Here is a 20,889-nt window from a genome sequence, read left to right as displayed (position 1 = left end):
CGGGGGCTGCCGCCCCCGAACCCCCGCTTCGGCCCTGAACGGGCCTCGTCCTCAAACTCCCCCAGACGGGCTGAAATGCCTGGACCGGCGCTCGCAGAATCCCTCCCCTGCCCAGATCAAGGGACCTCCATGCCCAGACAGCTCCACCTCAACGCCTTCCTCATGAACACCGGCCACCACGAAGCCTCCTGGCGGCTCCCCGAGAGTGACCCGTACGCGCACGTGTCCCTGGCCCACTACGTCAACCTGGCCCGCGTCGCCGAACGCGGCACCTTCGACTCGCTCTTCCTCGCCGACGGCCCGCAGCTGTGGAACAACCTCGCCCAGCGTCCCGCCGGCGCTCTGGAGCCGCTCACGCTGCTCACCGCGCTGGCGACGGCCACCGAGCACGTCGGGCTCGTCGCCACCGCCTCCACCTCCTACAACTCCCCCTACAACCTGGCCCGCAAGTTCGCCTCCCTCGACATCATCAGCGGCGGCCGGGCGGGCTGGAACATCGTCACCACGGCGGGAGCGGAGGCCGCCCGTAACTTCGGGCTGGACGCGGAGCCCGCGCACGCCGAGCGGTACGCCCGCGCCGCCGAGTTCCTGGACGTCGCCCTGAAGCTGTGGGACAGCTGGGAGGACGACGCGATCGTCGCCGACAAGGCGGCCGGTGTGTGGGGCGACGACGACAAGATCCATCCGCCCCGGCACGCAGGGACGTACTTCAGCGTCCAGGGCGCCCTCAACGTGCCGCGTACACCGCAGGGTTACCCGCTGCTCGTGCAGGCCGGTTCGAGCGAGGACGGCAAGGGCTTCGCCGCCCGGTACGCGGAGGCGGTGTTCACCGCGCAGCAGACGATCGAGGACGCGCGGGCCTTCTACGCCGACCTCAAGACACGTACGGAGGCGGCCGGCCGCGACCCCGAGCACATCAAGGTGCTGCCCGGCATCGTCCCGGTGATCGGCTCGACGGAGGCCGAGGCGCGGGCGGCCGAGCAGGTCCTGGAGGACCACATCGTGCACACGCACGGGGTGGGACGCCTGGAGAGTCTGCTGCAACTGCCGCCCGGCACGCTGGAGTTGGACTCCGAACTCCCTTCCGATCTGCCGCCCGAGGACGCCATCGAGGGCGCCAAGAGCCGCTACACGCTCGTGGTGGAACTGGCCCGGCGCGACCGGCTCACCGTGCGGCAGCTGATCGGGCGGCTCGGCGGCGGACGCGGCCATCTCACCTTCGCCGGGACGCCGGAGCAGGTCACCGACGCCATCGAGACCTGGTTCACGCAGGGCGCCGCCGACGGCTTCAACATCATGCCGCCGGTCCTGCCCTCCGGCCTCGACGCCTTCGTCGACCATGTCGTCCCGATCCTGCGCGCCCGCGGTCTGCTCCGCACGGAGTACGGCCCGCGCCGGACCCTGCGCGAGCGCTACGGCCTCCCGCGCCCCGCCAACCAGTACGTCAGCACCCCCGCAACCGGCACCCCCGCCCTCGTCTGAAAGGACCGCACATGTCCATCGAGATCCAGAAGGTCACCGCCAACATCGGCGCCCGCGTCTCGGGCGTGGACATCTCCCAGCCCCTCGGCCAGGAAACGGTCGCCGCCCTGCGGGAGGCCCTCACCGCCCACAAGGCGCTCGTCTTCGACGACGTGAACCTCGACGACAAGACCCAGCAGGCCTTCGTCCGCCACTTCGGCGACGTCACCACCGCCCACCCGACGGTCTCCTCCGTCGCCGCCACCCCGAACGTCCTGCCCGTCGACAGCGAGCGCGGCCGTGCCGCCAACCACTGGCACACCGACGTCACCTTCGTCCTCAACCCGCCGCAGGCCACCACGCTGCGCAGCATCACGATCCCGCCGTACGGCGGCGAGACGCTGATCGCCAGCTCGGCGGCCGCCTACCGGCAGCTGCCCGAGCCGCTGCGGAACCTGGCCGACAACCTGTGGGCGGAGCACACCAACGACTACGACTACGCCGTGCCGGACGAGGAGGTCGACGAGCAGCAGGCCGCCAATCGCGCCGAGTTCACGTCGATCAAGTACCGCACGGTCCACCCGGTCGTCCGCGTCCATCCGCTGTCGGGTGAGCGCGGCCTGTTCATCGGCGGGTTCGCCCAGCGCCTCGTGGGCCTCTCGCCGGGCGAGTCCCGCAGGATCCTCGACCTGCTCCAGGCGTACGTCACCCGGCCGGAGAACATCCTTCGCCACCGCTGGTCCGAGAACCAGCTGGTCGTCTTCGACAACCGCATCACCCAGCACTACGCCGTCGACAACTACGACGGTCTGCCGCGCCGCCTGCACCGGGTGACGGTGGCCGGTGACGTGCCGGTCGGCATCGAGGGCAAGGAGAGCTACTCGATCGAGGGGGACGCGTCGCACTACACGCCGGTCGCTGCGTAGCCGACCTGTCACAGTCGGTGCGGTAAGTGTCCGCATAGTGGGCAGCCTCTCCTCGTCAGCGGAGAGGCTGCCCAGACTGTGGGCGTTTTTGCCCACCTTCTGCATTGGACGAGCCGCGCCCATGCCCAACAGCACCACGGAGACGCCCCCGAAGGCGGACGACGTCTCCCCAGGACTGAATCACGGCCTCAAGCAGCGCCACCTGTCGATGATCGCCCTCGGCGGCGTCATCGGAGCGGGCCTGTTCGTCGGGTCCGGCGCCGGTATCGCCGCCGCCGGTCCCTCGATCGTCATCGCGTACGTCCTCTCCGGCCTCCTCGTGATGCTGGTGATGCGGATGCTCGGCGAGATGTCGGCCGCGTATCCCTCGTCCGGCTCCTTCTCCGCGCACGCCGAGCGGGCGATCGGCCCGTGGGCCGGCTTCACGGTCGGCTGGGCCTTCTGGGTGCTGCTGTGCACGGCCGTCGGCCTGGAGGGCATCGGCGCCGCGAAGATCGTGTCGGGCTGGCTGCCGGGCACCCCGGAGTGGGCCTGGGTGGCCCTCTTCATGGTCGTCTTCTGCGGTGCGAACCTCGCCGCCGTGAAGAACTTCGGCGAGTTCGAGTTCTGGTTCGCGGCCCTGAAGGTCGGCGCGATCGCGCTGTTCCTGGTGCTGGGCGGGCTGGCGATCGCGGGCGTCCTGCCGGGCACGGACGCGCCGGGCACCGCGCACCTCACCGGTGAGGGCGGATTCCTCCCGAACGGCACCGAGGGCCTGATCATCGGCCTATTGGCATCAGTCTTCGCCTATGGCGGCATGGAGACGGTCACCATCGCCGCGGCCGAGTCGGAGAACCCGGTCAGCGGCGTCGCGAGCGCGGTCCGCACGGCGATGTGGCGCATCGCCCTCTTCTACATCGGCTCCATGGCGGTCGTCGTCACCCTCGTCCCCTGGGACTCCAAGGAGGTCGTCGAGAAGGGCCCGTACGTCGCCACCCTCGACCACCTCGGCATCCCCGGCGCCGGCCAGCTGATGAACGTCGTGGTCCTGGTCGCCCTGCTGAGCGCCATGAACGCCAACATCTACGGCTCCTCGCGCATCGCGTACTCGCTCGTCCAGCGCGGGCAGGGACCGAAGAAGCTGGGCCGGGCGTCGGGCGGCGTCCCGCGCATCGCCGTCCTGGCATCCTCGGTGTTCGGCTTCGTGTGCGTGGTGCTGAGCTACTGGCGGCCGGACGACGTCTTCCCCTGGCTGCTGAACATGATCGGCGCGGTCATCCTGGTCGTCTGGATCTTCATCGCCGTCTCCCAGCTGCGGCTGCGCAGCCGCATGGAGCGCGAGGCGCCGGAGAAGCTGGTCGTGCGGATGTGGGCGTTCCCGGTCCTGACCTGGGTCGCGCTGGCCGGGATGGCGGCCATCTTCGTCCTCATGGCCCGGGAGCCGGACACCCGCGTGCAGCTGTACTCGACGGGCGGCATGACGCTGTTCCTGGCGGTCGTCGGGTTCGCTTGGCAGAAGGCGCGCGCCAAGAGCTGACGCGTCCCGGACGGCAGTCCGACGGCATCGAAGCCCCCGTGTCATCCACACGGGGGCTTTTTGCTGTTAGCTTGTTGTTGCAAGCTACTTGCAACAAGGCGTGCCTCGTGATCGTCTTCTCACCCTTCACGAAGCAGGCGGAATGAAGGAAGCCCCCGCGAGGACCTGACTCGCGGGGGTTTTCCCGTGCCGCCGGAGGGCGTCAGGGCTTGCGGCCCAGTCCGCCGTGCTGGCCGATCGGCCGCGGCTCCTCGCCGGCCGGCTCCGGGTGCCACAGCGGAACGGAGACGATGCCGGGCTCCACCAGGTCCAGACCCTCGAAGTACGCGGTGATCTGGTCGACCGGGCGCAGGAAGTACGGGACGGCGCCGGTCTCGTTGTAGGCGTCCTGGGCCTGCTCGTAGTCCGGGTCGGTGCCCCGGGAGCCCTCGTTGAGGGAGAGGTAACTGCCGGAGGGCAGGCCCGCCAGGAGGCCGCGGACGATGCCGCGGGCCTGCTCGTAGTCGGTGACGTGACCGAGGATGCCGCTGAGGATCAGGGCCGTGGGGCGGGAGAGGTCGAGGGTGCGGGACGCCGCGTCCAGGATCTTCTGCGGGTCGTACAGGCTCAGGTCCTCGTACGCCGTCACACCCTCGGGCGTCGAGGTGAGCAGGGCGCGGGCGTGGGCCAGGACCAGCGGGTCGTTGTCGACGTAGACGATCCTCGACTCGGGGGCGAGGCTCTGGGCGACCTCGTGGGTGTTGTCGACGGTGGGCAGACCCGTGCCGACGTCGAGGAACTGGCGTACGCCCGCCTCCGTGACCAGGTACCGGATGCTGCGGCCCAGGAAGGCGCGGCTGCTGCGGGCGATGGTGACGATGCCGGGGTACACGGCGGTGTAGGCGTCGCCGGCCGCCTCGTCCACGGGGTAGTTGTCCTTGCCGCCCAGCCAGTAGTTCCAGATCCTGGCCGAGTGCGGTACCGAGGTGTCGATCTCCGTCATGGGCACATGGTCCTACGGGACGTCCGGCTCGCACGGCACATTGAGGGAGAGAAGTGCGGCGGAACCGTCGGTTTTCATGTGGAGTTCGCTGATCGCCACGTTGCGCAACCTCGGAAACACTCTGCGGTACTCCCCGGCCGGGATCGACAGCAGCGTGCACAGCACCAGCCGGAACAGGGTGTTGTGGGCGACGACGAGGACCCGTTCGCCGGGGTGGGCGGCGGCGATGCGGCGCAGGGCGGCGGCACCGCGCTCGGCGGCGGCGACGGGGTCCTCGGCATCCGGGAACGGGTGGGCCACCGGATCGGCGCGGAAGGCCTCCGCCGCCTCGGGATCCTCGGCCGCGAACTGAGCGAGCGTACGGCCCTCCAGCACGCCGAAGTCGCATTCGCGCAGGCCGGGTTCGCGGTGCGGGGTGATGCCGAGGGCCCGGCAGGCGGGGTCGGCGGTGGCCGCGGCACGGGACAGGGGCGAGGTCCAGATCGCGTCGACCGGGTGGGCGGCGGCCCAGCGGCCGAGGGCCTCGGCCTGGGCGCGCCCCGTGTCGGTGAGGGGCACGTCGCTGATCCCGGCGTAGCGGTTCTCGGCATGCCAGACCGTCTGCCCGTGCCGGACCAGCAACAGCGTCGTACTCGTGCCCCGGTCCATGTTCATGCCCATGCCCGTTCCCTTGCCTCTGCTCTCGCCCTTGCCCGTGCTCATGAAGCCGAAGTATCCGCGTCCAGGCGCGTCAGTGCGTGCGCCGCGACCGGCGGCGGGAGCCAGCCTCGGGCGGTCAGTTCGTCGACCAGGCGCGCGTACGGCCCGGCGAAGCGGGCGGTGCGGTCGGGGCGGGGTTCGACGGTCCTGCCGATGCGGACCATGCCCTCCGCGGCCTGAGCCAGACCGGGTGCCGCTCCCGCTCCGTACGCCGCCAACGCGGCCATTCCCAGGGCCGGTTCCGTCTGCTGCGGTACGCGGGCCGGGCGGCCCAGGATGTCGGCGCGCAGCTGGTTCCAGTACGGGCTGCGGGCGGCGCCGCCCGTGAAGGTGAGGGGGCCGTCGAGGGGGGCGCCGAGGTGGTGCAGATAGTCCAGGCACAGGCGTTCCGTGAAGGCGACGCCCTGGAGGAGCGCGGCCCACAGGTCGGCGTCCGACTCGGGTTCGCCCAGGACGAGCGCGACGGCCTTCGGGGCCAGGAACGGGAACCGTTCGCCGGGTGACACGAGGGGGTACGTGATCGCCCCGGACGGCTCGTAGGAGGCGGCCAGCGCGTCCATGGCCGCCGGGTCGGCGCCCGAGAACGCCGCCGTGAGCACGCCCGCGCCCACGCTGGAGGCCCCGCCGGGCAGCCAGCTCCCGTCCGGGGCTCGGTGGTTGTAGACCACTCCGGTCGGGTCCCGGACCAGGGTCGGGGACGCGCCCTTGAGGACCAGCGTGGTGCCGAGCACGGAGTTCCAGGAGCCGGGGCGCAGGGCGGCGGAGGCGATCTGGGCCGCGCAGCCGTCGGTCATCCCCGCGATGACGGGGGTTCCGGCGGGGATGCCGGTGGCGTCGGCGGCGGTCGGGGAGACCTCGCCGAGGGGGGTGCCGGGGCGTACGACGTCCGGGATCACCGCGTCGGACAGGCCCAGCCGGGTCAGCATGGCCGGCCAGGCGTCGCGCTCCAGGTCGTAGCCGGTCTTCAGGGCGTGGCTGGAGTCGGCCGGGGGCGGCTCGCCGGTGAGGAGGGAGACGACCAGGTCCGGCTGATGGGTGACCCGCCCCTGCCCGTACGTCTCGGTCAGCCACAGCGCCTTCGGCAGCGCCCAGGTGTCCTGCACGGCGAGCCCCGCCATCCGCGCCCGCGCTCCCTGGACCGTCGCCCGCCCGTCGTCGTACATCAGCGCGGGGCTCGTCGGCCGCCCCGCCCCGTCCGTCAGCAGCACGGTCCCGGACGTCCCGCACACCGCGAGCCCGCCGATCCGCACCCCTCGCGGGGAACCGAGCGCGGCCCGGGACGCCGTACACACCGCGTCCCACCACTCCCCCGGATCCTGCTCGTGCCGCACCCCGTCCCGGCGCCCGCCGAGGGGCGCCGAGCCGCTGCCGAGTACGGTGCCGTCCCCCGTGACCAGCAGGACCCGGACGCTCTGGGTGCCGAGATCGATCCCGAGCCATGCGTCGTCCTGATCGTGCGTCATACGGGGCTGTTCGTGTGCCATACCGGACCTCCAGCACATCTCGATCCGTGAACTTCACACTCTGCCCTGAGATTTTCCCTTGCGCGAGGGATTGACGCCCAACTTCCGCCGTTCCACCCTCTGTTAACGAGTCGACTCGCCGTGTTAACCCGAGCACCCGGATGGCCCAACCCCACGTGGAGGTCACGGATGGACATGCACGTGCACGACCGCCGGCGCTTCCTCGCCCTGACCGCCGCCGCAGCGGCAACCCCGCTGCTCGCGGCCTGCGGGGCCGGGTTCGGCGGTGACGACGACAAGAGCGACGGCTCGGCGGCGGACGACGTCACCGGCTCGTTCGACTGGAAGCGGGAGAAGGGCACGACCGTCAAGGCGCTGCTGAACAAGCACCCGTACACGGACGCGCTCATCGCCGACCTGAAGTCCTTCACCGAGAAGACCGGCATCAAGGTCGAGTACGACGTCTTCCCCGAGGACAACTACTTCGACAAGCTCACCGTCGACCTGTCCAGCGGGCGGGCCTCGTACGACGTCTTCATGCTCGGCGCGTACATGGTCTGGCAGTACGGGCCGCCCGGCTGGCTGGAGGACCTCGGCCCCTGGATGCGCAACTCCTCGGCGACAGGCGCCGAATGGGACCAGGCCGACTTCTTCCCGAACCTCCTCCAGGCCGACCAGTGGTCCCTGAAGGCGGGCGCGCCGCTCGGACAGGGCGGGCAGTACGCGCTGCCGTGGGGCTGGGAGACGAACGTCGTCGCCTACAACACGGACGTCTTCAAGAAGCTCGGCCTCAAGCCCGCCGAGACCTTCGACGAGCTGCGCGAGATCGCCGGGGCCATCAAGCAGAAGGCACCGGGCGGCGGCTTCGACGGCATGTACGGGATCGCCGTCCGCGGGTCCCGGAGCTGGGCCACCATCCACCCCGGCTTCATGACGATGTACGCCCGCAACGGGCTCAAGGACTTCACGGTCAAGGGCGGGAAGCTCACACCGGCCATGAACAGCCCAGAGGCCGTCGCGTTCACCGAGGACTGGGCCGGCATGGTCAAGCAGGGCGGGCCGCCGTCCTGGACGTCGTACACCTGGTACCAGTGCTCCAGCGACCTCGGTGCGAAGAAGGCCGGGATGCTGTTCGACGCGGACACGGCCGCCTACTTCCAGGCGGTCGAGGGGGCGAGCCCGGCCTCCGGGAAGATCGCCTTCCACCCCGGTCCGAAGGGACCGGACGGGTCGCTCGCCACCAACATGTGGATCTGGTCGCTCGGCATGAACGCCAAGAGCAAGAAGAAGAGCGCCAGTTGGCTGTTCCTGCAGTGGGCGACCGGCAAGGAGCACCTGCGCAAGAGCGCGATCACGCACAACCACATCGACCCGGTCCGCAAGTCGATCGCAAACGACAGCGCCTACAAGGACAAGATGCGGCACCTGCCGGGCTTCATCGAGACCTTCGAGACCGTCGTCGACCAGACGAAGATCCAGTTCACCCCGCAGGCGCAGTTCTTCGACGCGACCACCAGTTGGGCCGCCGCCCTCCAGGAGATCTACGGCGGGGGCGGTGCCAAGTCGGTGCTCGACGGGCTGGCGGGCGACCTCGCCGACAAGGTGGGCTAGCCGATGGGATGGCGGCTAGCCCTTCGCCCGTACCTCCTGATCGTCCCCGCCCTGCTCCTGACCTGCGGAATCCTCTACCCCTTCGGGCTCGGCCTCTACTACACCCTGTTCGACTTCTCGGCGAGCAAGCCCCAGCCGGACATGGTGCGGTTCGAGAACTACGAGACCGTCTTCACGCAGGAGGCCTTCTGGAACTCGGCGTGGGTGACGGTGCTGTACGCGGTGGGGGCCGCCGCCGTCGAGACGGTCCTCGGGGTCGCCGTCGCCCTGCTGCTGCACCGGTCGTCGCAGGTCGGGAGGGTGCTGGAGAAGATCCTCATCCTGCCGCTGATGATCGCGCCGGTGATCGCGGCGATCATCTGGAAGCTGATGCTCCAGCCGTCGGTGGGGGTGATCAACTACCTGCTGAGACCCTTCGGGCTGGGCGGAGTCCAGTGGACGGACACCCCGACCGGCGCCCTGCTGTCGTCGATCGCCGTGGACGTCTGGGTCTACACCCCGTTCGTGGCGATCCTCGCCCTCGCCGGCCTGCGTTCGCTGCCGACCTCTCCCTTCGAGGCGGCGGCCGTCGACGGGGCGGGCTGGTGGTACACCTTCCGGCGCCTGACGCTGCCGATGCTGTGGCCGTACGTCCTGGTGGCGGTGATCTTCCGGTTCATGGACTCGCTGAAGGTGTTCGACATCATCTACGCCCTCACCGAAGGCGGGCCGGGCGACTCGACCGTCGTGCTCCAGATCCGCGCCTACCTGGAGGCGATCCGCTTCCAGCGTTACTCGTTCGGGATCAGCTACACGATCGTGCTGTGGGCCGTGGTGTATCTCGCCGCGATGGTGCTGGTGAAGCACCTGGGGAAGATCCAGCGGAAGGCCGCGGAGGTGAAATGACCGTCAAGAAGCGCCTGTTGGGATGGCTGGCCGACGCCGCCCTCATCCTCTACTTCGTCTTCGCGCTGTTCCCGATCGCCTGGATGGTGATCCTGTCGCTGAAGCCGACGAACCAGCTCTTCTCCACCTACTTCTCCTTCTCCCCCACCCTCGACGGCTACCGCACGGTCCTCGGCGACAGCGAGGGCATCCCGTTCGTGCGGTTCTTCGTCAACAGCCTGGTGGTCTCGGTGGGAGCGGTCGTGCTGTCGCTCCTGGTCGGGCTGCCGGCCGCGTACGCCTCCGCGCGCTGGCGTTTCAAGGGCTCGGAGAACCTGATGTTCACGCTGCTGTCGTTCCGGTTCGCACCCGAACTCACCGTGATCATCCCGCTGTTCGTGCTGTACCAGAAGCTAGGTCTTTTCGACACGTACGTCGGCATGGTGTGGGTGCTCCAGCTGGTCACGCTGCCGCTGATCGTGTGGATCATGCGGTCGTACTTCGCCGACCTCACGCCCGAACTGGAGCAGGCGGCGCTGCTGGACGGCTACACACGCAAACAGGCGTTCATGAAGGTGGCGCTCCCGCTGGTGAAGCCGGGAGTGGCCGCCGTGTCCCTGCTCGCCTTCATCTTCGCCTGGAACAACTTCGTCTTCCCGCTGATCCTGACCTCCAACGAGGCGCAGACCGTGACCGTGGGCGCGCTGTCCTTCCTGGGCGGGGACCGGCCCAAGTACAACCTCACGGCCGCCGCCGCGCTCGTCTCCGTCGTACCGCCGCTGCTGCTGGCCCTCACCATCCAGCGGTATCTGGTGCGGGGGCTGTCGTTCGGGGCGGTGAAGTCATGATCCGCCTGGGGGAGATCCGCAAGACGTACGGCAAGGTCACCGCGCTCGACGGGCTGGAACTGGACGTGCACGAGGGCGAGTTCTTCTGCCTGCTCGGACCGTCCGGCGCCGGCAAGACCACCACCCTGAAGACCGTCGCCGGGCTGGAGATGCCCGACGCCGGCACGGTCGAACTCGACGGCAGGGACATGCGCGGCATCGAGCCCTACGACCGTGGCGTGGCGATGTGCTTCGAGAGCTACGCCCTCTACCCGCACAAGTCGGCCTACGACAATCTCGCCTCGCCGCTCCGCTCCCCCCGGCACCGCCTCCCCGCTGCGCAGGCCCGGGAACGGATCGGCGAGGTGGCAGAACTCCTCGGCATCTCGGCCCTGCTGGACCGTCCGGTCGGCCAACTCTCCAACGGCCAGCGGCAGCGCGTCGCCCTCGGCCGCGTCCTGGTCCGCCCGGCCCGGGCCTTCCTCCTCGACGAGCCCCTGTCCCACCTCGACGCCAAGCTGCGCCAGCAGATGCGGGCCGAGCTGAAGGCGATCGGGGCGGTGCGGCGCACGACCACCCTCTACGTCACCCACGACTCCGTCGAGGCGCTGGCGCTCGGCGACCGGATCGGGGTCATCCGGGGCGGGCGGATCGTGCAGACGGGGACGAGGGAGGAGATCTGGTACCGGCCCCACGACACGGAGGTCGCCCGCGCCTTCGGGCGGCCCCGGATCAACCTGCTGCCGGGAGCCCTCGCGCCCGACGGGAGCTTCCGCTCGGCGGACGGCAAGGTCGAGCTGCCGATGCGGGCCGACGCCGCCCCCGGCACGGAGGTCCTGGTCGGCGTCCGCCCACGGGACATCGAGCTGAACGGCCGGGGACACGAGCTCACCGGCACCGTCTACGTCACCGAGGTGCTCGGCAGGTCCGTGGAGGTCACCGTCCGGCTCGGCGAGCAGCACGTGTCACTGGTCGCCCCGCGCGGCGACGCGGCCGGCCTTCGACCCGACGATCCGGTCCGGCTGTCGGTCCGGCCTGAGAACCTGCTGCTGTTCGAGGCCGACCGGCCGGAGCGTCCAGGACGACGGATCGAGACCCGATGAGCAGCAACCACAGCAGCGGTCCGCAGGGCCCCGCCGCCCGGCAGACCGCCATGGCCGAGCAGGTCCTCGCCGACGGCTCGGCGACGGCAGCCGAGCTGGCCGAGCGGTTCGGCGTGAGCCTGATGACGATCCACCGGGACCTCGACGAACTCGAACGGCAGGGAATCGTGCGGAAGTCGAGGGGCGGGGTGACCGCGCAGCCGTCCGGTGTCTTCGAGTCCAACGTCCAGTACCGGCTGAAGACCATGCGGGCGCAGAAGGCCGCCGTGGCCGACCGTGCGCTGAAGCTGATCGAGCCCGGCATGGCGATCATGCTGGACGACTCCACCTCCACCCTGGAGATAGCCCGCAGGCTGCGCCTCGGCGAGGTCACCCCGCTCACGGTCGTCACCAACTTCCTGGAAGCGATCAACCTCCTCTCCGACCAGCGCGGCATCCACCTCATGGCCCTCGGCGGCGACTACGACCCGCTGCACTCGTCCTTCCTCGGCGTCTCCTGCGTCGAGGCGATCGAGCAGCTGCGCGTGGACGTCTGCTTCGCGTCGACGTCGGCCGTGCGCGGGGGTTTCGCCTACCACCAGGAGCAGCACATCGTGTCGGTGAAGCGGGCCATGCTCGACGCCGCCGCCCGCAACATCCTGCTGATCGACCACACCAAGCTCGCCCGCGTCGCCCTGCACCGGGTGGTCCCCCTCTCCCGCTTCGACCTGCTCCTGGTGGACGACGGGGCGTCGGCGGAGGCACTGCGGGACCTGGACGAGCACAAGGTCCGTTACGAGGTATGCGCGACGAAGGGCAGCGATGACCGAGCTGGAGCTACGTGATCTGCGCAAGACCTACCGAGCACGGGGCCGCCCGGCGGTGGACGCCGTGCGCGGCATCGACCTCGCCCTGCGCTCCGGGGAACTGCTCGGCCTCCTGGGCCCGTCGGGCTGCGGAAAGTCCACCACCCTGCGCATGATCGCCGGCCTGGAGACGGTGACCGGCGGGGACATCCTGGTGGGCGGGGCGTCCGTGACCGCGCGGCCGGCCCAGCAGCGCAACATCGGGGTCGCGTTCGAGAACTACGCGCTCTACCCGCCGCTGACCGTGGCGCAGAACCTCGCCTTCGGCCTGAGGGCACGCAGACGGGCCGACCGGGCCGACGTCGACCGCAAGGTCAAGGAGATCGCCGCACGCGTCGACCTCACCGCCATCCTGGACGCCCACCCCGCCGGCCTCTCCAGCGGCCAGAAGCAGCGCGTGTCCCTGGCCCGGGCCCTGATCCGCGAACCGGACGTCCTCCTCCTCGACGAGCCGCTGTCCCACCTCGACGCCGCCCAGCGCGACACGACCCGCCGCGAACTCAAGCGCATCCAGCGCGACCTGGGCCATACGACCATCCTGGTCACCCACGACCAGGAGGAGGCCCTGTCCCTCGCCGACCGGATCGCCGTGATGAAGGACGGCGTCATCCAGCAGCTCGGCACCCCGTACGAGATCTACGACAGCCCCGCCAATGTCTTCGTCGCGGACTTCGTCGGCGAGCCCGCGATCAACCTCCTCCCCGGCATCACGGACACCGACGCCCACGCCCGACTCTCCGACACGGTGCGGATCGCGCTGCCGGTACCGCTGCCGGAGGGCCGCAAGGTGATGGTCGGCATCCGCCCCGAGGACCTGACCCTGACCGGCGAGGACGACGGCGGCCTGCCCGCCCGCGTAGTCGCCCACGAACCACTCCTGGAGTCGGGTATCGCCACCCTCACCCTCGACGGCGTCGACAACCCCCTCGTCGTCCTCACCACCCCCGAGGTCCGCCTCGCCCACGACGACCGCGTCCACGTCACCGCCGACCCCCACCTCACCCACGTCTTCGACGCCGAGACAGGAGACACCCTGCGATGACCAACGGGAACAGCGTGCGTGTGGTGGCCGCGGGCGACCACTTCATCCTGCCGTCGCTGATCAGAGAGGCACTCGACCCTGAACTCACCTGTGAAGTGGCCGAGTTGACCCTCGGCTGGCCACTCGACCCCTTCGGCCCGGTGGCGGAGGTGACGGAGGCGAGCGACGCCGAGGACGAGCTGATCGAGGCGCTCGCCGGTGCGCAGGTGCTGGTCACCCAGATGGGCCCGGTCACGGAACGCGTCCTCGACGCCTGTCCCGACCTCCGCCTGGTCGTCGTCTGCCGCGGCGGCCCGGTGAACGTCAACCTGGACGCGGCCAAGCGGCACGACGTCCGGGTCTGCTACGCGCCCGGCCGCAACGCCGCCGCCACCGCCGAGTTCACGGTCGGCCTGATGCTCGCGGCGCTGCGCCGCATCCCCCAGGCCCACGACCTCCTTGCCCGGCAGGGCAGTTGGGAGGGGGCCACCTACTACACCTACGAGCACAGCGGCCTGGAACTGGAGGACCTCCCGGTCGGCCTGGTGGGCTACGGGGCCGTGGGCAGCAGGGTCGCGCGCGTGCTGGGCGCCTTCGGGGCACGGGTCATGGTCCACGACCCCTACGTCCACGGCGAGATCCACGGCCTACGGGTCGCCTCCCTGGACGACCTCCTGCGCGCCTCCCGGGTGATCACCCTCCACGCCCGCCTCACCGCCGAGACCCGAGGCCTGATCGGCGCCCGCGAACTCGCCCTGCTCCCGCAGGGCGCGGTGGTCGTCAACGCGGCCCGCGGCCCGCTCCTGGACGAGGACGCCCTGTGCGCCGCACTGGAGAACGGCCACCTGTCGGCGGCGGCCCTGGACACGTACGCCCAGGAGCCGTTGCCCCCGGCCTCCCGCCTGCACGCCCTGGCCGACCGCGTCGTCCTGACCCCCCACCTGGGCGGCGCGTCCCGCGCGGTCGCGGAGAAGGCGGCCCGCATCGCCGCCGAGGAAGTGAGCCGCTGGGTGCGCGGAGAGCCCCTCGCGCACTGCCTGACCTGAGGTGAGCTCCGCCCGAAAGGTCGGCCCCGGGTGCGAGCCCACCAACCTCACTGGTCCGACGACACCGGCCGTGAGGGAGCCGTAGGGGCGCGCCGGTGTCGAGGGGGCGAACGCGCGGAGGCCCGAAGGGTCGAGCACGATCGCCCTCTCGACACCGGCTGAGGCGCCCCGAAGGCGACCGAACCAGATATTCGGCACGCCAGCTGCAAAAGGCACTGCACAGCCGACCGAGCCAAAGAGGTGGGTTGGAATGTACGTCGGTATCGATGTAGGCACGTCCACGGTGAAGGCAGCCGCGTTCGACTCGGCGGGCCGTGAACTCGCGGTCGCCGCCCGCCCGGTGGACCTGGCCCTGCACGACGGGTTCGTCGAGCAGGACATGGAGGAGGTGTACGCCGCAGTCGTCGCCGTACTGAACGAGGTGACCTCCCGCGCCCCCGAACAGATCGAGCTGGCCGGCCTGACCGGCCAAGGCGACGGCGTATGGCTGGTGGACGCCGACGGGCTCCCCGTGCGCCCCGCCGCCTCCTGGATGGACGGCCGGGCGCACGAACTGGTCGACCGCTGGCTGGCGGACGGCACGTTCGAGACGGTGTTCCGGCGGACGGGGGGCGCGATGTTCCCGGGGTCTCCGGGACCGCTCCTCGCCTGGCTGGACAGTCACGAGCCGAAGGCGCTGGATGCCGCGAGGGCCGCGCTGTACTGCAAGGACATGGTGTTCCAGCGGCTGACGGGAGCAGCCCCGACGACGGACGTGTCGGACGCCTCCATGCCCTTCCTCGACCCCCGCACCCGGACCTACGACAACCGAGTGGTCGAACTTCTGGGCCTGGCCCACCGCCGCGGCCTCCTCGCCCCGGTGAGCGACCCGGTCGCGACCGCGCAGACCCGTGGCGAGGGCCTCCCGCCCGGGACCCGCATCGCGAACGGCCCGTACGACCTCCCGGCCTGCGCGCTCGGCGCGGGCGTGACGTCCCCCGGCGACGGTCTGCTCATCGTCGGCACCTGTCTGGCCAGCCTGGTCGCGACCACCGACCTCGACCTGACCGGCGAGCCGGCCGGGCTGTACATCAACACCGACCGCCCGGGGCACTGGCTGCGCGCGATGCCCGCGATGGTCGGTACGGCCGCGCTGGACTGGGTGCTGTCGACGACGGGCGTCCGGCACGAGGAGGTCGACGGGCTGCTGGCCGAGACCCCGCCGGGCGCGCACGGCGTCCGTGTCCTGCCGTACTTCGCGCCGTCGGGTGAGCGCGCGCCCTTCGTCGAGCCCCGTCTGCGCGCCGAACTGACCGGTGTCTCCCTGGAGTCGACCCGGGCCGATCTGGTCCGGGCGACCTGCGAGGGCATCGGCTACGCGGCCCGGCACTGTCTGGAGGCGGCGGGCCTCACCGGAACGCTGGCCGTGTGCGGAGGCGGCACGCGCAGCCCGGCCTGGATGCAGCTGCTCGCCGATGTCCTCGGGCGCCCGCTGCGGGTCGTCGAGGGCGAGGTGGGCGCGCGGGGCGCGGTGCTGGCGGCGGCCGAGCGGTACGGGGTGGCGCTGGACGCGGAGGCGTGGACGCGGCCGACGGCTGTAGTCGAGCCGGACGGGGAGCGGGCGGCGTACTACGCGAGGGCGTACGAGGACCACCTGGCCCGCCTGACCGAGGCGCGCGACAGGGCACGACGCATCTGAAAATCCGTACGAGGAAAGGGAGTTGAATGCATCCGAGACGTAGATCCCTGCTGCTCGCGGCCGCCGGCACCACGGCGGCCGCGGCCGTACCCACACCGGCGACCGCCGGCCCCCGCCCTTCGACGGGGCCGGTCGTCATCGGCCATCGCGGCGCGGCCGGGTGGCGCCCCGAACACACGGCGGTCTCCTACTCGTACGCCGTGCAGACCGGCGCCGACTGGATCGAACCGGACCTCGTCCCGACGAAGGACCACGTCCTGGTCGTCCGGCACGAGAACGAGATCTCGCAGACGACGGACGTGGCGTCGCACCCGGAGTTCGCGGACCGCCGGACGACGAAGACGGTGGACGGGCGGGCGGTGACGGGCTGGTTCACGGAGGACTTCACGCTGGCGGAGCTGAAGACGCTGCGGGCGGTGGAGCGACTGCCGCTGGTCCGCAACCGCAACACGGTGTTCGACGGCCGGGAGGAAATCCTCACCTTCCAGGAGGTGGTGGACCTGGCGCGCAGGCTGTCTAAGACGTACGGCCGTACGATCGCCGTCTTCCCGGAGACCAAGCATCCGACGTACTTCCGCTCGATCGGCCTGCCGTTGGAGCCGAAACTCGCGTACGTGGTCCGTCGCAACCGGCTCGGCTCGCGTGAGTGCGTGGTGCAGTCCTTCGAGCCGACGAGTCTGAAACGGATTGCGGCGGAGCAGCTGAGGGTGCCGCTGTGGCAGGCGCTGGGGACGACGGGTGGGCCGTACGACCTGGTCTCGGCCGGTGATCCGACGACGTACAAGGACATGATGAGCCCGGCGGGGCTGGCGCGGATCGCCGAGTACGCGGACTGGATCGGGCCGGACAAGTCGTCGGTCGCCGGTACGTCGCTCGTCGCGGACGCGCATGCGGCGGGGCTGCGGATCGGGCCGTACACCTTCCGCGCGGAGAACCAGTTCCTGCCCGCGCAATTCCGGCGCGGTAGCGGAGCGAACGATTTCGGGGACGCGTTCGCCGAGTACGCGCTGTACTACGGGCTGGGGGTCGATGCGGTGGTGACCGACTTCCCCGATCTGGCGGTGATGGCGAGGAGGGGTTGATGAGGACCCGCACACTGGATTGCCCGACCTGCGGCACCATGCAGATCTTCCGGTACCTCGACAAGGAGGAGAGGGCGGCGGTACGGGAGAAGGAGGGGCCGGGCTTCTTCGTGGACAACCTGTGGCGGTGCACCGGCAAGGGCTGTCTGACGTACTACCCGCAGTTCAACAAGGCCGGCTACGGCCGCCTCCCGGAGAAGTTCCTCGCGGAGGAGACCGCAGCCGGCGACTGAGCCCTACAGGTTGCTGAAGTCCGGCCCCTTCGTCCGCGTCCGCTTGATCTCGTAGAAGCCCGGCACGGAGGCCACGGCGAGGGTGCCGTCCCACAGCTTCGCGGCGTCCTCGCCCTGGGGGGCCGGGGTGACGACGGGGCCGAAGAAGGCGATCTGCTCGCCGTCGGCGCCGGGGACGGCGATGACGGGGGTGCCGACCTCCTGGCCGACCTTGTCGATGCCCTCCTTGTGGGAGGCACGCAGCTGCGGCTCGTACTCGGTGCCGTCCCAGTGGTTTATGAGGGAGTCCGGCAGGCCGGCGTCCTTCAGGGCGGCGGCGACCGTCTCCTTGCCGGGGCCCTCGCCCTGGTTGTGGATGCGGGTGCCGAGGGCGGTGTAGAAGTCACCGAGCACGTCGGCGCCGTGCAGCTCCTGCGCGGCGATGACGACCCGGACCGGGCCCCACGCCTTGGTGGCGAGCATGTCGCGGTATTCCTCGGGCAGGTCGTCCAGCTTGTCCTCGTTGAGAACGGCCAGGCTCATCACATGCCAGCGGACCTCGATGTCACGGACCTTCTCCACCTCCAGCACCCAGCGCGAGGTCATCCAGGCCCAGGGGCACAGCGGGTCGAACCAGAAGTCGACGGGGGTCTTCTCCGACATGTCTCTCCTCATGAGGCAAGCAGGTCTCAGCCGAACCTCTCGGGCAACACCGCTGCTCGCCCCGCCATTCCCCGGTGCCGCGGGTAGAGGCACATGGCAGGATCGGGGCTGTCCGCATACTGAACACCACCCGAGGGAGTACCGCTCGTGCCCGGTGAGAATCTGTCCCGCGACGAGGCCCGCGAGCGGGCCGCCCTGCTTGCCGTCGACGGGTACGACGTGTCCCTCGACGTGCGTTCCGCACTCGGCGACGGGGACGCTGAGAGCGGGGCCCCGCGCACCTTCCGCTCGGTCACCACGATCCGCTTCCGGTGCGCCGAGCCCGGCGCGACCAGCTTCGCGGACCTGATCGCGCCGAGTGTGACGGCCGTCTCCCTGAACGGCAGGGACCTGGACCCGAGCGAGGTCTTCGACGGCTCGCGGATCGTCCTGGAGGACCTCGCCGCGGACAACGAGCTCGTCGTCGACGCGCAGTGCGCCTACTCCCGCACCGGTGAGGGCATGCACCGCTTCGTCGACCCGGAGGACGGCGAGGTCTACCTCTACACGCAGTACGAGCCGGCCGACTCCCGCCGCGTCTTCGCGAACTTCGAGCAGCCGGACCTCAAGGCGCCGTTCCGCTTCGAGGTGCGGGCGCCCGAGGGATGGACGGTGTGGAGCAACGGGGCCGGTGAGCTCGCCGACGGCACCTGGCGGTTCGCGGAGACCAAGCCGATCTCGACGTACATCACGTGTGTGGTGGCGGGCCCGTACCACTACGTCACGGACTCGTACTCCCGCACGTTCGCCGACGGCGCCACGCTTGAGATCCCGCTCGGCGCGATGTGCCGCAAGGGGCTCGCCCCGTACTTCGACGCCGACGACGTCTTCCTGGTCACCAAGCAGGGCCTGGACTTCTTCCACGACCACTTCGACTACCCGTACCCCTTCGGGAAGTACGACCAGGCGTTCGTGCCCGAGTACAACCTCGGCGCGATGGAGAACCCGGGGATGGTGACTTTCCGGGAGGAGTTCATCTTCCGCGGCAAGGTCACGCGGTCGTCGTACGAGGGCCGGGCGAACGTCATCCTGCACGAGATGGCGCACATGTGGTTCGGCGACCTGGTCACCATGGAGTGGTGGGACGACCTGTGGCTGAAGGAGTCCTTCGCGGACTTCATGGGCACGTTCGCGAACGTCGGCGCGACCCGCTTCAAGGACGCCTGGATCACCTTCGCCAACCGCCGCAAGGCCTGGGCGTACCGCGCCGACCAGCTGCCCTCCACGCATCCGATCACCGCGGACATCCGCGACCTCCAGGACGCGAAGCTCAACTTCGACGGCATCACGTACGCCAAGGGCGCTTCGGTGCTGAAGCAACTCGTCGCGTACGTCGGGCAGGACGCGTTCCTGGAGGGTGCGCGGCGCTACTTCAAGCGGCACGCGTACGGCAACACCCGGCTCGGCGATCTGCTGTCGGCGCTGGAGGAGACCAGCGGCCGGGACATGGGCGTGTGGGCGCGCTCCTGGCTGCAGACGGCGGGCGTCAACTCGCTGACCCCGCAGGTGCTGTTGGACGCCGAGGGCCGGATCGACGAGCTCGCGGTCGTGCAGGAGGCGGCGGAGTCGCACCCCGAACTGCGCCCGCACCGGGTGGCGGTGGGCCTGTACCGGCGGGGCTCGGACGGTTCGCTGGAGCGGTACGCGCGGGCCGAGGTCGACGTCGACGGTCCGCGCACGGTCGTGGCGGAACTGGCGGGCGCCGAGGCGCCGGAGCTGGTGATGGTCAACGACGACGACCTGACGTACTGCAAGACCCGCTTCGACGAGACGTCCCTGGCGACGCTGCGGGAGCACCTGGGCGCGCTGACCGACCCGCTCGCCCGTGCCCAGTGCTGGTCGGCGCTGTGGAACATGACGCGGGACGCGCTGCTACCGGCGCGGGAGTTCGTGGATCTGGTGCTGCGGTTCGCGGGGCGCGAGTCCGACATCGGCGTGCTGCAGATGCTGCACGCGTGGGCGAACTCGTCGCTGGTCAACTATGTGGCGCCCGAGTGGCGGCAGACCGGCGAACGGCTGCTGGCCGAGGGTGCGTTGCGGGAGCTGCGGGCCGCCGCGCCGGGCAGCGAGCAGCAGTTGGCGTGGGCGCGGTTCCTCGCGTCGGTGGCGTCGGGGCCGGAGGACCTGGGGCTGCTGCGGGGTCTGCTGGAGGGCGCGGAGAAGGTCGAGGGGCTGGATGTCGACCAGGAGCTGCGCTGGGCGTTCCTGGAGCCGCTGGCCGCGCACGGAGCGGCCGACGAGTCGGTGCTGGCTGCCGAACTGGCCCGGGACGACACGGCGTCCGGCAGGCGTCACCAGGTCCGCTGTCTCGCCGCCCGGCCGTCGGCGGCGGTGAAGGCGCAGGCGTGGGCGCAGGTCGTCGAGTCCGACGCGCTGTCCAACGCCCTGGTCGAGGCGACCATCTCCGGCTTCTCCCAGCCGTCCCAGCGGGAGCTGCTCGCGCCGTTCGCCGAGAAGTACTTCGCCGCCATCGAGGGGGTGTGGGCCGAGCGGTCCATCCAGATCGGCATGGTCGTGGTCCAGGGTCTGTTCCCGGCGCTCCAGCAGTCGCGGGCCACGCTGGACGCGACGGACGCGTGGCTCGCGGCCCACGAGGACGCGGCGCCGGCGCTGCGGCGGCTGGTGCTGGAGGCGCGCGACGATCTGGCGCGGGGGCTGCGGGGGCAGGCGTGTGACGCGGCGGCCGCCGACGCGTCAACCGCCGGATGACCTATGGCCAACGATCACGGCCGTCCGTGACCGTTACGGAATTCAGGCAATAGCAGCCGTAACCCCTGGTCCCACCCGAACGGACCAGGGGTTTTCCGTGCCTACTCGGCATCCGAACACGCGTCCTTTAGTGCCATGTTGT

Annotated in this window: 18 protein-coding genes; 14 read left to right on the top strand and 4 right to left on the bottom strand. The window is 70.5% G+C overall.

Going from position 1 to position 20,889, the window contains the following annotated elements; all coding sequences use genetic code 11:
• The first annotated feature begins 129 nt into the window (after positions 1-129).
• From OHT51_RS27730 to OHT51_RS27720, 3 genes are all read left to right on the top strand, one after another.
• Positions 130-1,482: an LLM class flavin-dependent oxidoreductase gene (locus OHT51_RS27730; protein WP_328881633.1), complete on the top strand. Its 1,353-nt coding sequence runs from the start codon at positions 130-132 to the stop codon at positions 1,480-1,482.
• A gap of 11 nt (positions 1,483-1,493) precedes the next feature.
• Complete coding sequence (locus tag OHT51_RS27725) at positions 1,494-2,387, top strand: TauD/TfdA dioxygenase family protein (protein WP_328881632.1); 894 nt, start codon at positions 1,494-1,496, stop codon at positions 2,385-2,387.
• Between the two features lie 121 nt (positions 2,388-2,508).
• The gene (locus tag OHT51_RS27720) at positions 2,509-3,903 is read left to right on the top strand and encodes an amino acid permease (protein ID WP_328881631.1); all 1,395 of its coding nucleotides are present in this window, start codon (positions 2,509-2,511) and stop codon (positions 3,901-3,903) included.
• A 202-nt stretch (positions 3,904-4,105) separates the two neighbouring features.
• On the opposite strand, the gene OHT51_RS27715 is transcribed toward OHT51_RS27720, so the two are convergent.
• Genes OHT51_RS27715 through OHT51_RS27705 form a run of 3 tightly spaced genes read right to left on the bottom strand, consistent with a single transcriptional unit; the run spans position 4,106 to position 7,068 of the window.
• Positions 4,106-4,885 (bottom strand): SAM-dependent methyltransferase, encoded by a 780-nt coding sequence (locus OHT51_RS27715; protein WP_328881630.1) that lies wholly within the window; start codon positions 4,883-4,885, stop codon positions 4,106-4,108.
• A gap of 12 nt (positions 4,886-4,897) precedes the next feature.
• A complete protein-coding gene (locus OHT51_RS27710) occupies positions 4,898-5,533 on the bottom strand; it encodes a histidine phosphatase family protein (protein WP_328884457.1) in 636 nt (211 codons plus the stop codon).
• A 50-nt stretch (positions 5,534-5,583) separates the two neighbouring features.
• Complete coding sequence (locus OHT51_RS27705; RefSeq protein ID WP_328881629.1) at positions 5,584-7,068, bottom strand: FGGY-family carbohydrate kinase; 1,485 nt, start codon at positions 7,066-7,068, stop codon at positions 5,584-5,586.
• Between the two features lie 168 nt (positions 7,069-7,236).
• Here OHT51_RS27705 and OHT51_RS27700 point away from each other — a divergent pair, with 168 nt between their 5' ends.
• The 10 genes from OHT51_RS27700 to OHT51_RS27655 all read left to right on the top strand — a co-directional run bounded on the left by OHT51_RS27700 (position 7,237) and on the right by OHT51_RS27655 (position 17,357).
• Positions 7,237-8,658 (top strand): ABC transporter substrate-binding protein, encoded by a 1,422-nt coding sequence (locus tag OHT51_RS27700; RefSeq protein WP_328881628.1) that lies wholly within the window; start codon positions 7,237-7,239, stop codon positions 8,656-8,658.
• A gap of 3 nt (positions 8,659-8,661) precedes the next feature.
• Complete coding sequence (locus OHT51_RS27695; protein WP_328881627.1) at positions 8,662-9,543, top strand: carbohydrate ABC transporter permease; 882 nt, start codon at positions 8,662-8,664, stop codon at positions 9,541-9,543.
• A complete protein-coding gene (locus OHT51_RS27690; protein ID WP_328881626.1) occupies positions 9,540-10,370 on the top strand; it encodes a carbohydrate ABC transporter permease in 831 nt (276 codons plus the stop codon). Before OHT51_RS27695 ends, OHT51_RS27690 begins: the two co-directional genes overlap by 4 nt.
• Positions 10,367-11,452 (top strand): ABC transporter ATP-binding protein, encoded by a 1,086-nt coding sequence (locus OHT51_RS27685; protein WP_328881625.1) that lies wholly within the window; start codon positions 10,367-10,369, stop codon positions 11,450-11,452. The genes OHT51_RS27690 and OHT51_RS27685 overlap by 4 nt, the downstream gene beginning before the upstream one ends.
• Entirely contained in the window at positions 11,449-12,276 is an 828-nt protein-coding gene (locus OHT51_RS27680; RefSeq protein WP_328881624.1) for a DeoR/GlpR family DNA-binding transcription regulator, read from the top strand. Before OHT51_RS27685 ends, OHT51_RS27680 begins: the two co-directional genes overlap by 4 nt.
• Entirely contained in the window at positions 12,254-13,339 is a 1,086-nt protein-coding gene (locus tag OHT51_RS27675; protein WP_328881623.1) for an ABC transporter ATP-binding protein, read from the top strand. Before OHT51_RS27680 ends, OHT51_RS27675 begins: the two co-directional genes overlap by 23 nt.
• Positions 13,336-14,364, top strand: a complete 1,029-nt coding sequence (locus tag OHT51_RS27670; protein ID WP_328881622.1) for a 2-hydroxyacid dehydrogenase — start codon at positions 13,336-13,338, stop codon at positions 14,362-14,364. Before OHT51_RS27675 ends, OHT51_RS27670 begins: the two co-directional genes overlap by 4 nt.
• Before the next feature lie 250 nt (positions 14,365-14,614).
• The gene (locus OHT51_RS27665; RefSeq protein ID WP_328881621.1) at positions 14,615-16,042 is read left to right on the top strand and encodes an FGGY-family carbohydrate kinase; all 1,428 of its coding nucleotides are present in this window, start codon (positions 14,615-14,617) and stop codon (positions 16,040-16,042) included.
• A gap of 26 nt (positions 16,043-16,068) precedes the next feature.
• Complete coding sequence (locus OHT51_RS27660) at positions 16,069-17,124, top strand: glycerophosphodiester phosphodiesterase family protein (RefSeq protein ID WP_328881620.1); 1,056 nt, start codon at positions 16,069-16,071, stop codon at positions 17,122-17,124.
• Entirely contained in the window at positions 17,124-17,357 is a 234-nt protein-coding gene (locus OHT51_RS27655; protein WP_328881619.1) for a hypothetical protein, read from the top strand. Before OHT51_RS27660 ends, OHT51_RS27655 begins: the two co-directional genes overlap by 1 nt.
• A gap of 3 nt (positions 17,358-17,360) precedes the next feature.
• On the opposite strand, the gene OHT51_RS27650 is transcribed toward OHT51_RS27655, so the two are convergent.
• Positions 17,361-17,999: a mycothiol-dependent nitroreductase Rv2466c family protein gene (locus tag OHT51_RS27650; RefSeq protein WP_328881618.1), complete on the bottom strand. Its 639-nt coding sequence runs from the start codon at positions 17,997-17,999 to the stop codon at positions 17,361-17,363.
• Between the two features lie 147 nt (positions 18,000-18,146).
• Between OHT51_RS27650 and pepN the strand changes: the two genes are divergently transcribed.
• On the top strand, positions 18,147-20,747 hold the full coding sequence (gene pepN, locus OHT51_RS27645; protein ID WP_328881617.1) for an aminopeptidase N: 2,601 nt from the start codon (positions 18,147-18,149) through the stop codon (positions 20,745-20,747).
• Positions 20,748-20,889 lie beyond the last annotated feature (142 nt).

Origin of the sequence: Streptomyces sp. NBC_00299 (assembly GCF_036173045.1) — a bacterium.
Taxonomy (GTDB): domain Bacteria; phylum Actinomycetota; class Actinomycetes; order Streptomycetales; family Streptomycetaceae; genus Streptomyces; species Streptomyces machairae.
The sequence above is the reverse complement of the archived record's forward strand: the minus strand, read 5'-3'. Positions and strand labels throughout refer to the sequence as shown.

Coding starts and splice junctions, on each gene's coding strand:
- OHT51_RS27730 (WP_328881633.1), top strand. CDS start 130: ATGCCCAGACAGCTCCACCTCAACGCCTTCCTCATGAACACCGGCCAC.
- OHT51_RS27725 (WP_328881632.1), top strand. CDS start 1,494: ATGTCCATCGAGATCCAGAAGGTCACCGCCAACATCGGCGCCCGCGTC.
- OHT51_RS27720 (WP_328881631.1), top strand. CDS start 2,509: ATGCCCAACAGCACCACGGAGACGCCCCCGAAGGCGGACGACGTCTCC.
- OHT51_RS27715 (WP_328881630.1), bottom strand. CDS start 4,885: ATGACGGAGATCGACACCTCGGTACCGCACTCGGCCAGGATCTGGAAC.
- OHT51_RS27710 (WP_328884457.1), bottom strand. CDS start 5,533: ATGGACCGGGGCACGAGTACGACGCTGTTGCTGGTCCGGCACGGGCAG.
- OHT51_RS27705 (WP_328881629.1), bottom strand. CDS start 7,068: ATGGCACACGAACAGCCCCGTATGACGCACGATCAGGACGACGCATGG.
- OHT51_RS27700 (WP_328881628.1), top strand. CDS start 7,237: ATGGACATGCACGTGCACGACCGCCGGCGCTTCCTCGCCCTGACCGCC.
- OHT51_RS27695 (WP_328881627.1), top strand. CDS start 8,662: ATGGGATGGCGGCTAGCCCTTCGCCCGTACCTCCTGATCGTCCCCGCC.
- OHT51_RS27690 (WP_328881626.1), top strand. CDS start 9,540: ATGACCGTCAAGAAGCGCCTGTTGGGATGGCTGGCCGACGCCGCCCTC.
- OHT51_RS27685 (WP_328881625.1), top strand. CDS start 10,367: ATGATCCGCCTGGGGGAGATCCGCAAGACGTACGGCAAGGTCACCGCG.
- OHT51_RS27680 (WP_328881624.1), top strand. CDS start 11,449: ATGAGCAGCAACCACAGCAGCGGTCCGCAGGGCCCCGCCGCCCGGCAG.
- OHT51_RS27675 (WP_328881623.1), top strand. CDS start 12,254: ATGACCGAGCTGGAGCTACGTGATCTGCGCAAGACCTACCGAGCACGG.
- OHT51_RS27670 (WP_328881622.1), top strand. CDS start 13,336: ATGACCAACGGGAACAGCGTGCGTGTGGTGGCCGCGGGCGACCACTTC.
- OHT51_RS27665 (WP_328881621.1), top strand. CDS start 14,615: ATGTACGTCGGTATCGATGTAGGCACGTCCACGGTGAAGGCAGCCGCG.
- OHT51_RS27660 (WP_328881620.1), top strand. CDS start 16,069: ATGCATCCGAGACGTAGATCCCTGCTGCTCGCGGCCGCCGGCACCACG.
- OHT51_RS27655 (WP_328881619.1), top strand. CDS start 17,124: ATGAGGACCCGCACACTGGATTGCCCGACCTGCGGCACCATGCAGATC.
- OHT51_RS27650 (WP_328881618.1), bottom strand. CDS start 17,999: ATGTCGGAGAAGACCCCCGTCGACTTCTGGTTCGACCCGCTGTGCCCC.